The 14,260-nt window shown below is 52.5% G+C and carries 14 protein-coding genes; 1 reads left to right on the top strand and 13 read right to left on the bottom strand.

Annotated features, from left to right (window positions below):
* Positions 1 to 49 precede the first annotated feature (49 nt).
* From recG to DX130_RS04995, 4 genes are read right to left on the bottom strand one after another with little or no spacing between them, the layout of a single operon-like run.
* A complete protein-coding gene (gene recG / locus DX130_RS05010; RefSeq protein WP_116045748.1) occupies positions 50 to 2,101 on the bottom strand; it encodes an ATP-dependent DNA helicase RecG in 2,052 nt (683 codons plus the stop codon).
* A gap of 10 nt (positions 2,102 to 2,111) precedes the next feature.
* Positions 2,112 to 2,966, bottom strand: coding sequence for a DegV family protein (locus DX130_RS05005; RefSeq protein ID WP_116043325.1), 855 nt, complete (start codon positions 2,964 to 2,966; stop codon positions 2,112 to 2,114).
* A 32-nt stretch (positions 2,967 to 2,998) separates the two neighbouring features.
* Complete coding sequence (locus DX130_RS05000) at positions 2,999 to 4,735, bottom strand: DAK2 domain-containing protein (protein ID WP_116045747.1); 1,737 nt, start codon at positions 4,733 to 4,735, stop codon at positions 2,999 to 3,001.
* Between the two features lie 57 nt (positions 4,736 to 4,792).
* A complete protein-coding gene (locus tag DX130_RS04995; RefSeq protein ID WP_116043323.1) occupies positions 4,793 to 5,152 on the bottom strand; it encodes an Asp23/Gls24 family envelope stress response protein in 360 nt (119 codons plus the stop codon).
* 291 nt (positions 5,153 to 5,443) lie between these two features.
* Between DX130_RS04995 and rpmB the strand changes: the two genes are divergently transcribed.
* Complete coding sequence (gene rpmB, locus DX130_RS04990; protein ID WP_068683988.1) at positions 5,444 to 5,632, top strand: 50S ribosomal protein L28; 189 nt, start codon at positions 5,444 to 5,446, stop codon at positions 5,630 to 5,632.
* 93 nt (positions 5,633 to 5,725) lie between these two features.
* On the opposite strand, the gene spoVM is transcribed toward rpmB, so the two are convergent.
* From spoVM to fmt, 9 genes are all read right to left on the bottom strand, one after another.
* On the bottom strand, positions 5,726 to 5,806 hold the full coding sequence (gene spoVM, locus DX130_RS04985) for a stage V sporulation protein SpoVM (protein WP_010345573.1): 81 nt from the start codon (positions 5,804 to 5,806) through the stop codon (positions 5,726 to 5,728).
* 120 nt (positions 5,807 to 5,926) lie between these two features.
* On the bottom strand, positions 5,927 to 6,205 hold the full coding sequence (locus DX130_RS04980) for a hypothetical protein (protein WP_116043322.1): 279 nt from the start codon (positions 6,203 to 6,205) through the stop codon (positions 5,927 to 5,929).
* Positions 6,206 to 6,207: 2 nt separating this feature from the next.
* Entirely contained in the window at positions 6,208 to 6,861 is a 654-nt protein-coding gene (gene rpe / locus DX130_RS04975; protein WP_116043320.1) for a ribulose-phosphate 3-epimerase, read from the bottom strand.
* A 5-nt stretch (positions 6,862 to 6,866) separates the two neighbouring features.
* On the bottom strand, positions 6,867 to 7,811 hold the full coding sequence (gene rsgA, locus DX130_RS04970; protein ID WP_116043319.1) for a ribosome small subunit-dependent GTPase A: 945 nt from the start codon (positions 7,809 to 7,811) through the stop codon (positions 6,867 to 6,869).
* A complete protein-coding gene (pknB, locus tag DX130_RS04965; protein ID WP_116043317.1) occupies positions 7,786 to 9,879 on the bottom strand; it encodes a Stk1 family PASTA domain-containing Ser/Thr kinase in 2,094 nt (697 codons plus the stop codon). Before pknB ends, rsgA begins: the two co-directional genes overlap by 26 nt.
* Positions 9,876 to 10,646, bottom strand: coding sequence for a Stp1/IreP family PP2C-type Ser/Thr phosphatase (locus DX130_RS04960; RefSeq protein ID WP_116043316.1), 771 nt, complete (start codon positions 10,644 to 10,646; stop codon positions 9,876 to 9,878). Before DX130_RS04960 ends, pknB begins: the two co-directional genes overlap by 4 nt.
* A gap of 7 nt (positions 10,647 to 10,653) precedes the next feature.
* Positions 10,654 to 11,700, bottom strand: coding sequence for a dual-specificity RNA methyltransferase RlmN (rlmN, locus tag DX130_RS04955; protein ID WP_116043314.1), 1,047 nt, complete (start codon positions 11,698 to 11,700; stop codon positions 10,654 to 10,656).
* A 114-nt stretch (positions 11,701 to 11,814) separates the two neighbouring features.
* Positions 11,815 to 13,314, bottom strand: a complete 1,500-nt coding sequence (rsmB, locus tag DX130_RS04950; protein WP_116043312.1) for a 16S rRNA (cytosine(967)-C(5))-methyltransferase RsmB — start codon at positions 13,312 to 13,314, stop codon at positions 11,815 to 11,817.
* A complete protein-coding gene (gene fmt, locus DX130_RS04945) occupies positions 13,311 to 14,258 on the bottom strand; it encodes a methionyl-tRNA formyltransferase (RefSeq protein ID WP_116043310.1) in 948 nt (315 codons plus the stop codon). The genes rsmB and fmt overlap by 4 nt, the downstream gene beginning before the upstream one ends.
* Positions 14,259 to 14,260 lie beyond the last annotated feature (2 nt).

Genomic DNA, 14,260 nt, shown 5'->3' with positions numbered 1-14,260 from the left:
CCATAGTTCCACATGAACTAACTATATGCCGAAGGGGCGCAATAATTGCCTAGTCCAGCTGCTCGCCTTGAAATAATTGATCCTGCTTAAGGATGCTCCATAGTCGCGAGAAAGACTCGTTGCTCCAGAAGTCCTCCCGTTCCGTCAGCCTGCCCGCATCCTCGCGTGCAATCTCCAGCACCTCATAATCGGCCACCATATCTGCGACGCGGAATTCCGGCAGACCGCTCTGCTTCGTGCCGAAGAAGTCGCCGGGACCGCGCAGCTCCAGGTCGCGGCGGGCTACTTCAAAGCCGTCAGTCGTCTCCGTCATGACCTTCATCCGCTCACGCCCGTTCTCTGACTTCGGATCGGCAACAAGTACGCAGTAGGACTGCTGCTCGCCCCGGCCAACCCGTCCGCGCAGCTGATGCAGCTGTGACAGTCCGAATCGCTCCGCATCCATAATGATCATCAACGTAGCGTTCGGCACGTCAACACCTACCTCTACGACGGTCGTCGCAACAAGCACATGCGACTCATTGGCGCCGAATTCTGACATGATTTCATCCTTCTCCGCAGCCGTCAGACGGCCATGCAGCAATCCGATCTTCAGGTCGGGAAAGGCTTGTTGGAGCTGCACATACTGATCAATCGCATTTTGCACATCCAGCTTTTCCGATTCCTCAATAAGCGGACAGATTACATATACCTGCCGCCCCGCAGCAACCTCTTTGCGGATAAAGCCGAGCACACGGTCCATCGAACCGTGCTTCACCCAATACGTTTTAATCGGCTTTCGTCCACGCGGCATCTCCTTCAGTGTCGAAACATCCATGTCGCCGTAAGCCGTAATAGCCAGCGTCCGCGGAATCGGAGTTGCTGTCATGGTCAGTACATCGGGATTCATCCCCTTGTGCCTCAGAATACTGCGCTGATTCACACCGAATCGATGCTGCTCATCCACCACGACAAATCCAAGGCTTCGGAAGAAAACACCTTCCTGAATGAGCGCATGCGTGCCCACCACGACATCGATAAGCCCCATCTGCAAGCTCGCGAGCAGGTCTCTGCGCTTTCGCTCCGTCAAGCTGCCCGTTAGCAGTCCGACTTGCAAGCCCAAACCTTCATACAGTCGCTGGAGCGACTTAGAATGCTGCTCCGCTAAGATTTCCGTTGGCACCATAAGCGCACCTTGATGCCCTGCCTTAACCGCGCCATATAGGGCGATAGCCGCCACGACCGTTTTGCCGGAGCCGACATCCCCTTGCAGCAGACGATTCATGCTGTAGCCCCGGCGCATATCCGTCAAAATTTCGTTGACGACCTTCTTCTGTGCGTCCGTCAGCTCGAAGGGCAGCGTCGCGGCGAAGGAACGGATCGTCTCGCTTTCAATACGGAAGGCAATACCGTCATTTCGGACTCTGTTCAATGAGCGGTACGCCTGCAGCTTGAGCTGGAAGAGGAAAAGCTCCTCATAGACCATCCGTTTGCGCGCTTCTTGTCCTTTGCGGAAGTCGCCTGGCATATGCAGCAGCTTGAATGCTTCCGCGCGTGTCATAAGCCGGTGCTCTTCTACAAGCTCATAAGGCAGCACTTCCTCTACCATCGGCCCATACTGCTCCAGTGCCGCCGCAATCATCTTCCGAATCCACGGCTGCGTAATGTTGCCGCCGATGGAATAAACGGGTTGAAGCGAACCCGACTTCGAGTTTTTGGAGCTGTCGGGGAACTCAGAATCCGATACCGTAATCTGCAGCCGGTGCTGCTCCCACTTTCCAGTCAGCATAATTTCACGGCCCGGCGTCAGCTGCTCCTTCAAGAATTGGCGATTGAACCATACCGCGGTCACAAGCATGCCGCCCACCTCAATCTTGCAGGTTAGCCGCGACTTGCTTCTGCCATAGCGCTGCATGATGCCATTGCCGCGAATAACGCCCAGTACCGTCGCTTTTTCCCCGTTTTTCACTTCAGATAATTCACGAACACGGTAATCCTCATATCGAAATGGGAAGTACCCCAATAAGTCTGCTATTGTGCGAACGCCAAAGGCGTGAAGCTCCCCTTCTTTCAGAGCGCTCACGCCTTTGAGTTGTCGAACTGAAATTTGTTCCAGCTTCATCATGCCTCACTCACACCCTGTAGACGAATACGGCAGATGTTCCCGGACCCGTATGTACTCCTATGACTGAGCCGACTGCCGTATAGCCGACTTCCTTCACATTAATGACTTCCTTGACCCGTTTGCCCAGTTCGTCCGTCAATTCTTGATTGTCTGTCTTTGCTAAAATAAGGCCTACCGGCTCGTCGCCGAACTCTTCCTTCAACATTTCGGCAATACGTGCCATCGCCTTCTTGCTGCCGCGCACCTTATCTACGGAGTAGACGCCTCCATTCTCATCAAGCGAAAGAATCGGCTTAATGTTCAGGATAGATCCGATCAGCGCCGAAGCTCTGCCGATACGGCCACCCTTATGCAAGAACTCAAGACTGTCCACAAGAAAGTAAACTTTTAAATCCTTCTGAATACGCTCAAGCTCCTCCAATATCCGTTCCTTGCTCTCGCCAGCTTGCGCCATCTCAGCCGCTTTCACGACCTGAAGACCGATACCATATGACGCGGACTTGGAATCGACAACCGTCACATCAGCCTCGCGTTCCAGCATGGAATCTGCAATAAATGCGGACTGGTAAGTACCGCTCAGAACAGAAGCCAGATGAATAGAGATAATCGGCGAATCCGGGTCCTCCTCCAGAAGCTGCTCATACAGCTCGGAGAATTCAGCAGGCGAAGGCTGGGATGTCTTCGGAAGAACCGGCGAAGCTTGCAGCTTTTCGTAAAACTCGTCAGGTTGGATCGTGATTGAGTCCGTATACGTGTCTTCCCCGAACAGAACCTTAAGCGGAACCATGGAAATACCGAGGCGCTCGCGCACCTCTGCCGGTATATCCGATGTACTGTCTGTTACAATGCGTACTTTCCCCATCTAATCCCCTCCAAAATACGATTATGCGACATCTATTCTACCGCGAACAAATAAGGATAAAGCGGCTGTCCACCATGCTGAACCTCGATCTCAAGATCGGGATAATGCTCCTCTGCCCATTCGCATATAGCTGAAGTCAGCTCTGCTGTCGCCTCATCGCCAGTCAATACGGTCAACAGATCACCGCCGTCCGTCAGCATGCTGCCAAGCAGGCCTTGGCAAGACGCTAACAGATCCGCATGAGATACGACAATCGCCTTCTCCTTAATACCGATATAATCGCCTTCATGAATCGTGACTCCATCGATAGAAGTATCGCGCACAGCCTTCGTTACTTGCCCCGATACGACGCCTTCCGCTGCGCTCTTCATCCATGCGCCGTTGCGCTCCGGTGTTTCATCTTCCTTGAATGCAAGCACGGCCGCCAGGCCTTGCGGAATGGTGCGTGTGGGAATAACGGTAATATGGCGATCGCTTAGCTCCGCCGCTTGCTCTGCTGCCAGAATAATATTGCCGTTGTTCGGAAGCAGGAAGATATGCTCTGCGGACAATGCGTCGATGGCCTTCATAAAGTCTTCCGTACTTGGATTCATCGTCTGTCCGCCTGAGAGCACCGTATCTACATCGCTGCCCAGGAACAAATCCGCAATGCCATCGCCCATCGCTACAGCAATAATGCCGTATGGCGCTTGCTCGAATACTTGACCGGGCGACACCCCGGTAAGCGCTTGTCCCGCCAGCAATTCTGCCGAAGATAGATCCGCTCCGCTGACAGGCACGCCAGTATCATGTTCCACAATGTCGCGATGCTGCTCACGCATATTCAGAATGTGAATATCCGTCAGCTCGCCATAAGGGAGCGAGGCATTAAGCACATCGCCCGGTTTGCGGGAATGGACATGTACCTTGATAATATCGTCATCGGTAATGACGATAATGGAATCGCCGTCCCTCTCCAGAATCGCTTTGTAAGCGGATTCATCAAAAAACATCGCAGTGGAACCGGTACGGGTACGATTAATAAAAAATTCCATGTCATATAAAAATTTGATATCTTCCGTAGACAAAAGAGATTGCGCCGAGCTAGACTCTCCTCTTCGCACCACGTTCGCAGCATTGGGAACAGCTACCTGTTCCGGCATAGCCGCTTCCGATGGCAATTGGTACAGCTCCTGGTAGCCGCCAGACTCGCTCGCGGTCAGACTGCGGACAAAACCTTCGTAGATAAATACCAGCCCTTGTCCTCCGGAGTCGACAACGCCAACCTGCTTCAACACCGGCAGTAGGTCCGGCGTGCGTTGCAGCGCTTCATGCGCCTTCCGATGGACCTCAACCATCAGATCGGTCACATCTGTTGCCCGTCTAGCATATTGAACGGCATGCTTGGCCGCTTCTCTTGCAACGGTCAGAATCGTCCCTTCAACAGGCTTGACTACAGCCTTGTACGCCATATCGACGCCATGCTGGAACGCTGCAGCTACCTCCACTGCCGACGCTTCACTAAGCGCGGAAAGCGATTTCGAAAAACCTCGGAACAACTGCGACAAAATAACGCCGGAGTTGCCTCGAGCGCCCATCAGCAATCCTTTGGATAGGGCTTCCGCCGCTTTCCCCACGTGCTCGGACGGCTTGCTGCGAAGCTCCCTGATGCCGGAGCTCATCGTTAAATTCATGTTCGTACCTGTATCGCCGTCTGGCACCGGGAACACGTTAAGTGCATTCACATGTTCCGCGTTATGCTGCAACAACTCTGCTCCCAGCAACGCCATTGCGGCAAAATCCGATCCGTTAATTGAGCGCTTACCCAATGAAAATTCCCCTTCCTGCTACCTGGATACCCTTACGTCTTGTACAAATATATGGACTTCATCCACTTGCAAGCCAATAACGCTGTTGAGCACATAGGTAACTTTCGATTGAATGTTATGCGCCACTTCGGAAATCTTCGTTCCGTAGCTTACAATAATGTGGAGGTCAATATGCAGCTTATCATGCTCGCGCCGAACCTCAACGCCGCGGGACATGTTCTCTCTGCCAAGCAACTCCGCAATGCCGTCTTTCAAGCCTTTGCGTGATGCCATGCCGACGAGTCCATAACAATCCATGGCTGCGGAGCCAGCCAGAACGGCGATGCAATGGTCCGTCACATGAATAGCACCTAACTCCGTATTCAGTTGTAATGTCATGGCAATGCACTCCCTTACTGTATATTATGGACTATGTACTATTGTACTATAAACATGTCCGTTATTGAAGTCTGTTCGTGAAAATGCCGAACAATCCTTAGAATTGGGTTGAATAGGTGCTTTGTTTATGATACGATATTCGAGTGTGTTCAATGATACATGTGAATGTGAAACGAACGTTGAAAACCCATTTTTAAACTAACGCTTACGTAGGGAAGTTTGCTTCACAAACTTCTAAGTGTATGCTTTCGTAGCGAAGTTTGCTTCACAAACTTTTAAGGAGGTGTAGTCATGTCCCGCAAATGTTATCTGACTGGCAAGTCGCCGCGTCAAGGCAATAACGTATCCCACGCGAACAACAAAACTCGTCGTTCTTGGGGCGTTAACGTGCAAAAGGTTCGCATCCTAGTTGATGGCAAGCCAAAGCGTGTTTATGTGAGCGCGCGCGCTCTGAAATCTGGTAAAGTAACTCGCGTATAAGAATGGCTAACGCCATAGACAAAAGCACCTGAATCTCAGGTGCTTTTATTTTTTCTTGCCATTAAACTCAGCCGGCGGGTGTCGGCGTCGGGATCAATTTTTTTGGAACGTGTTCAAGATCGCCTTAACAAACCCGCCCAGAAACTTCGGCAGCTTGATCGTATAAAATTTCATGCCTTCATCCCTCCTCAGACACGCTCATGAAATGGTTCCGTAACACATCCTGCGCTCATGTAACCATCCTATGCAGAGGATCATTGTCCTATTCCATTGCAAGCGCTCTAAGTAAGGGGATTACAGTGTTCCCGTCAAAAGTTCCGGGTTCTCCTGCGCGAAGCGATACACGACGATACTAAGAATCGTAATGAAGCAGAATACAAGCGTCAGCGCGAAAAAGAGCACGCGCATGCCGACAGTCTCGAATCGGCGAAAATACCGAATGCCGATATATAGGGCAAGCAAAGAAAAAAGAAACTTCACAAATCCATCAATCTGCGTAAATATGGCCATGCAGATCCCAGCCAGCAGCGCATGAAACATTACGATCAAGCTGGTCTTGATAGTTGCGTTCATTTTTATCCCCCTTGCCTTAGCGCTGAGATCGCCGCCGCCCGGTCTTGTTCTCCGAATACGGCATTGCCGGCAACCAGCACGTTAGCACCGGCTTCGATAATCGCTCCAGCCGTCTGACGGTTGACACCGCCATCTACCTGAAGATGAATGTCCTTATGGCCGCGCTCCTGAATGAGCTCCCTCACTTGACGAAGCTTCACAAGCGAATAAGGAATAAACGATTGACCGCCGAAACCAGGATTCACCGTCATGACCAGAACCAGGTCAAGATCATGGATAATCGGCTCCAACACGGAGACAGGCGTTGCCGGATTAATGGCGACTCCCGCAGGCAGCCCCTTCTCCTTAATCGCATGGATCGTCCGATGTAGATGGACACACGCTTCCGCATGAACCGTAATCCGGTCAGCTCCGGCAGCGATATAATCAGCCAGAGACAGCTCCGGACGTTCAATCATCAGATGAACGTCGAATGGCAGTGTCGTAACAGAACGAATCGCTCCGATGACAGGTGGGCCGAAGGTCAGATTAGGAACAAAGTGGCCGTCCATCACGTCGACATGAATCCAGTCGGCGCCAGCCTTTTCCACAGCCTGAATCTCCTCGCCCAAACGTGAAAAATGGGCCGATAATATTGAAGGGGCGATAATGGTCATAGTTGTCAGTACCTCCGTTTAATCTCTTTCATCTCTGATAGGAACAGAACGTAATGATCGTAACGGCTTTGCTCGATTTCTCCCGCTTCCAGTGCAGCCAGTACGGCACAGCTGGGCTCATGGACATGCGTGCAGCCGCGGAATTTGCAATCCGGCGACAATTCTCGCATCTCAATAAAGCAATAGCTTAAATCATCAATGCCCAGCTCGCCGAAGTCCAGTTGGCTGAATCCCGGGGTATCTGCGACATAACCGCCGTCAACGTTGATCAGCTCGACATGTCTTGTCGTATGCTTGCCTCGCCCTAATCGATTGCTAATTTCGTTCGTCTCCAGCGTCAAGCCAGGTACGAGTGCATTGAGGAGCGATGACTTCCCGACGCCAGACTGGCCGGCGAATACGGCAAGATGGCCATTCAGCCGTTCTTTCAACTCCTGAATGCCGGCTCCTTTACGAGAGCTTGTCCCGTATACCTCATAGCCAAGCTTGCGATAGATGCGGTTGACGGAAGAAGCAGCCGAAGCCGCATCTTCCGCGAACCCTCCCTCCGTCTCCAAGTCCTGCTTGCTCAAACAAAGTACGGCAGGAATGCCTGCATGCTCAATATGCACAAGAAACTTATCCAGCAGCTGCAAGTTCAAGACAGGCTCCGTTACAGAGAATACAAGAATGGCCAGATCAATATTGGCTACCGGAGGACGGATCAGCTCAGAAGAACGGGGAAGCAGTTCCTCTACTGTGCCTTCCCCATTCTCCGTCAAGCTGAATCGCACTTCATCCCCTACGAGCGGCGTCAGTCCCCGCTTCTTGAATACGCCACGTGCCCGGCACTGCACAGTCTGGGAATCAGGGGAGTCTCCTTCGGACCGGACATAGTAATAGCCGCTGAGCGCCTTGACGATTCTGCCCAAAGCCTGCTCTGTCTTAATGTTCTCCTTCGTTTTCGCCATGGCCTAAGTCTACCTCCGCATTTGCCGGTTCTTCTGGAATGTTGGTTTCAACTGGCGGCGGGGTTGCACCAGGAATGTTAAGCCCCGGCGATCCATCCAATTGATTGTAATTGATATTGACGGCATCTACGAAATGTCCGTCACGGTATACCGTTACCGTTGCCACCGTGTCCGGCGACAGGACCAAGGTCACCGGAATCGTAACCGTTCCGTTAATGGAACGCGTCTCGCCCTTCACATCTCCGCGGGAATCTGAATAGTCGATTCTAATTTCGCTTGGCTTATCCAGGCTGGCCGGCGAGATGGTGACATTATAGGACCCGCTCTTGGCATCAGACGGAATGCCGGAGCTCACGGTCAACTTGATTGAGGTACCCTTCGGTATTTTGTCAGACGGATCGGCATTGTCTACGCTTATAATATGATCCTTTGCGTGAATAAAGCTCGGGGCGTATGAGATATCGCTTTCTTCCAGTACAAGCTCCATCGACTTCAGCCATTGCCGCGCCGCCGACAGCTTATAATTAGTCAGATCAATCATCTCGACCGTCTCGCGGCCGATGCTGACGACGAACGTAATTTCCGCCTTTTCGGGATCGAATTGCTCGCCGTTTGCTGGCGTCTGCTCCAGAATCTTATCGACATCTTCCTCGCTATTCTGCTGCTCGATTCGAATACGGTCATCTGTCACCCCAAGAGCATGCAGCTCCTCCTTGGCGATCTTAATAGACTGGCCGACATAATTTCTTATCGTCGACATCTCCGGACCATCGCTAACGGTCAATGCGATCGATGTACCCGTCTTGACCTTCATATTTCTTTTGTTCTGCTCTATGACCTGGTCCTTCGGAACATCTCGGCTAGGTTCTCTGGATACCGGATCTTCAATGCGCAAGCCTACCTCTTCGAGCTTGGCTTTGGCAATCTCCAGCGTCTCGCCGACAACATATGGTACAAGGACCTCTTCGGTCTTGAATTGATTAAGCAACCAAATAAAACCAATAATGATTAGCGCCAGCAGAGCCAGAGTTACGCCGACGACAATAAGCGGCTTCTTCCACCCTTTTCCCTTGCGATCGTTCTCTTCTTGCCACTTCACATTCGTATCCGTTGTGCTTGGTTTTGGCTCTTTGCGGTCGTTATATGAATGATTGGTCACAGAAAGCTCGCCCCCTCGGATTGCCGGCATGACGCGCGTCTCCTCCATGTCGCTGAAATGCGAGAAGGTAGCCTTTGGCTCATTAAGTCGATCCGGCCGCAGACAGGTATCCAGATCAAGCAGCATTTCGTGAGCGGAGCCGTATCGCTCGCTCGGATTTTTGCGCATCGCCTTCAGAATGACATTTTCCACGCTCTGTGGAATATGCGGATTGACCGTACGCGGATCCTCGAAGGTTTCCTGCAGATGCTTCAAAGCTACGCTGATCGGACTTTCGCCGAGAAACGGCAGCTTGCTTGTGAGCATCTGGTACAGTACGATGCCCAGTGAATACAGATCGGACTTCTCTCCCGTGTTGATGCCTTTCGCATGCTCCGGCGAGAAGTAATGTACGGACCCGACGACAGATCCTGTCTGTGTAATGGTCGTGGAGCTGGCTGCGCGAGCAATACCAAAGTCCGTTACCTTCACCCGACCGTTGTTGCCAATAAGTATGTTATGAGGCTTAATATCGCGATGTATAATATGATTCTGATGCGCATGATCCAGCGCATCACAGATTTGCACAGCGACCCGGACAGCCTCTTCAGCCTGAAGCGGCGCCCGCTCCTGAATGATTTCATTCAAGTTGCTGCCTTCCACGTATTCCATCACAATGTAGTGCGTATCTTCCTCTTGCCCCACATCATAGATACTAACGACATTGGGATGGGACAGGGCAGCCGCGGATTGCGCTTCCCTGCGGAATCGGCGAATGAACTCTTCATCATTCACGAATTGCTGGCGCAGCACTTTTACGGCGACATTCCGGTTGAGCAAGACGTCATGAGCCTTGTAGACAAGCGCCATTCCGCCGCCGCCGATTCTAGACAATATTTCATATCGACCGCCTAAATCATGTCCGATCATAGTGAGCCCTCCTCCCGATTAGCGTCAGCAGCTTCCTGCAGAAGCACGACCGTCACATTGTCGTCTCCTCCTGCTTCGAGCGCCAGCCCAATGAGATGATCCGCCTTGCCTTCGAGCCCATTCTCCTCGCCCGCAACAACAGCATGCATCTCTTGCTCGCTAACCATATTGGTCAGACCGTCACTGCATAACAGCAGTACATCCTCCGGAGACCATGCCAGCGATTGGACGTCAATCTCAACCTGCGGATCGGTTCCGATGGCCCGGGTGAGCACGTTGCGACGTGGGTGATTGGCGGCTTCCTCATCTGTTAGCTGACCAGACTTCACCAGTTCATTAACTAAGGAGTGATCCATTGTAAGCAACTGAATCGACTCCTTGGTCACCCTGTAAGCCCTGCTGTCGCCGACATGCCCGATTACAGCGCTGTTCGAATGAATCAGAGCAGCTACGATGGTCGTACCCATATTGTGATACTGCTCATTACTAGCCGCCATCGCATAGATCGTCTCATTCGCCTCGCTTATGGCCTGGCGGATCAGCATCTTGCCTTCCTGCTCCGTCAAATCAGGCTTCGCGGCACGCTGCTCCATTAAGCTGCGGAAGGCGCTTACCGCCATTTCGCTGGCGACATCGCCGGCCTGATGGCCGCCCATGCCGTCAGCGACAATAGCCAGCGTGACGCCGTTATCCAACTGACCAATCCAAGACTGATCTTCGTTGACATGCCTGACTCGTCCGACATTACTGCGGTTTGCCGTTAACAATGGTTCATCACCTCGTCGTGGACTCCATATGTTTCGCTCTCAATTGGCCGCAAGCGGCAGCGATATCATGGCCTTGCTCCCTGCGAATCGTCACGCTGATCTTGTTGCGCTCCAGCACGCGCTGGAATTCGAAAATATCCTCGCGCGGCGTTCGAACATAATTGCGCTCGGGCACATGGTTGACCGGGATCAGATTGACATGGCACAGCATGTCTTTCAGCACATCAGCCAGCTCCTGGGCATGCTCGGCCTGATCATTGACTCCGCCAATCAGCGCGTACTCGAACGTGACTCTTCTTCCCGTCTTGGCAATATAGTAGCGGCAAGCCTCAATGACATCCTCAAACGGGAATCTTCTGTTGACCGGCATCAGCTTGGAACGAAGCTTGTCGTTCGGCGCATGGATCGACAGCGCCAGATTAATCTGTGTATTCTCGTCGGCGAATTTATACATGCTTGGCACGATACCGCTTGTCGATACCGTAATGTGACGCTGGCCGATATTCAGCCCTTTCTCGTGTATCATGTTCCGCAGGAATGTCATCGTTGCATCATAATTCTCGAACGGCTCGCCGGAGCCCATAATGACGATGCTTGATACCCGCTCGCCGGTCGCGTCCAGCATCTGCTGAGCAGTTACGACTTGGGCCACAATTTCACCAGCGGTCAGATTGCGCTTCAGTCCGCCAAGCGTGGAAGCACAGAATGTACATCCAATCCGGCAGCCGACCTGCGTCGTTACGCAAATACTGTTGCCGTAATTGTGACGCATAATAACCGTCTCAATCGCATGGTTGTCATGCAATCCGAATAGAAATTTAACGGTTCCGTCTCTGGATTCGAATTTTGTAATTTCGGTTAGCGTGACAAATTGGAATTGGTCGTCCAGCTTCTCGCGAATCCCCTTCGACAGATTCGTCATCTCCTCGAAGCTCTTCACCCGCTTGACGTAGATCCAATCGAACAGTTGGTCCCCGCGGAAAGCAGGCTCGCCGTTCTCTTTCATCCAATCTCTCAATCCGTCTAACGTATAATCATAAATAATCGGTTTCATCTCATCACACCTGTATTTTATTGTAGAACAGCCTCATCTATGACAATGCTTGTATTTCAGGGGCTGTTGTCGATTTATTTTACCACAAACGCCCAACCTCAGCCAGAAAAGGCGTCAGAGTGCCTTTACCATACGAGCAATATAGAATCCATCGCTGCCGAAATGCTGGGGCAGAAGCTGCAATTGACCGTCAAATTGGTCTCCGATAACGCCTGCATCACGCAGGTTGCTCAGAACAGTCTCCGGCCAGTCCGCATCCAGACTGAACTCCGGATGCTCCCGCAAGAATGTTTCAATCTGCGCTTCATTTTCTTCCCGTTCCATCGTACATGTACTATAAACCAGCGTGCCTCCAGGACGAACCAACCCGCTCACACGGTGCAGAAGCTGGCGCTGCAGAGCCGCAATCTCCGAGATGTCGCCTTCTGTTTTCGTCCACTTGATCTCCGGTTTTCTGCGAATAACGCCGAAGCCAGAGCATGGTGCGTCAAGTAAAACCGCATCCATAGACTCTGGAGCGAATCGTTCCGGCAATTCGGTCGCGTCGCCCACTACGGCCTCCACATTGCGCAGCTTCAGCCGCTCTGTCTGAGCGACAATCAACTCTCGTTTATGCGCATGCAGATCGTTGGCCCATACTTTTCCTTTCCCATCCATCAGCTCTGCCATATGCGCGCTCTTGCCTCCAGGGGCAGCGCAGCAATCCAGTACTTTCATACCCGCCTTCGGGGAGACAACCTCAGCTACGAGCATGGAGCTTTCATCCTGCAGGGACCATAGCCCTTGACGGAATCCATCCGTCTCAGCCAAATTGCCTCCTCCCGTTACGACGATACCCGAAGGAGCAATGGCAGAAGGCTCGGCATGAATGCCGTTATCGCTAAGCTCCCGGAGTCTGTCATTCCGATCTGCGAGCACAGTATTGACACGGATGCTGGCATGAGGCTGTTCGTTGCTTGAAGCGCATATCGCTTCAGCCTCTTCAAGTCCGTATGCAGCAACCCACCGCTCAACTAGCCATTCCGGGTAAGAATGTCTAAGCGCCAGCGTCGCAACTGGCGTCGCCGCCCTAATGCTGGAGAGAACCAGCTCTTCCCGGCCCCGGTCAATGCTGCGCAATACGCCATTGACCATGCCGGATATTCCGGAATGCCCTCTCCGCTTGGCAATGGTGACCGCTTCGTTCACCGCCGCATGCGTCGGAATCCGATCCAGGAACAGCATTTGGTAGGCGCTTAGTCTGAGAAGCTGGTGAACCCATGTATCCAGCTTGTGAAGCCCTTTGGAGACAAACTTGGACAGCCAATGGTCAAGCGTCGCTTGACGGCTTATTGTGCCGTATACAAGCTCCGTTGCCAGCCCTGCATCCTGTCTGGACATTCCGGATTCCTGCAGCGACCGGTTCAGCTGAATATTGCTGTAAGCGCCGGAGTCCGCTACCTTCACCAAGATGTTGAGAGCCAGCTCTCTTGGCGTTACGGCTTTGCGCTTCGGCGGATCGACCTTCCCTCTGTTTCCGCCGCGCCCGCTTGGTCGGCTCTGCTTTGTGTGTGATGTCTTACCGCCTGCCTGGGCACGCTTGCCTGACGGACGGCCGTTTGCTTCGCCGCTCATCGTTCTTCACCTTCGCCGAACTTGGTGCCCGGCTCAATCCGTGCTCCCTTGATCCATTCCCCTACGGCCATCGCACGCTTGCCGGCCGGCTGAATTTCCTTCAGCAGCAGCATGCCGTCGCCTGTCTGTACTACGATGCCATTCGCATCAGCAGATACAATTTTGCCCGACTCTGCGTTCCCGCTACGTCCCAGAACAGGCTCGCATTCACGAATTTTGAACACTTCTCCGTTCAAATAAGTAAATGCTCCTGCCATAGGAGACAGCCCTCTCACTTGGTTGAACAATGCTCTTGCCGACTTGCTCCAATCCAATCTTTCATCATCACGATTCAAATTGGGTGCGTATGTAGCTTCTACCTCGGCTTGCGGTACAGCTTCCGCTGAACCATCGATGATGGACGGAAGAGTCTCGCCTAGCAGCTTGGCTCCAGCAAGGCTCAACTTGTCGAACATCGTACCCGAGGTGTCCTCATCTAGAATCGGAAGAGCGACCGAGCTGATCATATCGCCCGTATCAAGTCCTTCCGCCATATACATAATCGTAACGCCTGTCTCGGATTCCCCGTTAATAATCGAGCGCTGGATCGGTGCACCTCCACGGTACTTCGGCAGCAGCGAGCCATGCACATTAATACAGCCGAGACGTGGAAGCTCCAGTACAACTTTCGGCAGAATCTGTCCATATGCGGCCGTCACGATCAAATCCGGCTTATATTCCGCTAACTCAGCCACAGCCTCCGGGTTTCTCATGCGCTCCGGCTGCAATACGGGTATACCAAGCGATAACGCCGCTTCCTTGACAGGGGGCGGCGTCAACGTTTTTTTGCGGCCCTTCGGCCGATCCGGTTGTGTTACAACAGCAACTACTTCATAACCGCTAGCTAGGAGCAATTGCAGAGAAGGGACGGCAAAATCCGGCGTCCCCATAAATACGATACGCATAA

Source organism: Paenibacillus paeoniae (genome assembly GCF_003388735.1).
In the GTDB taxonomy this organism is placed as follows: Bacteria; Bacillota; Bacilli; order Paenibacillales; family Paenibacillaceae; genus Pristimantibacillus; species Pristimantibacillus paeoniae.
This window is presented reverse-complemented; position numbering and strand designations above follow the sequence as displayed.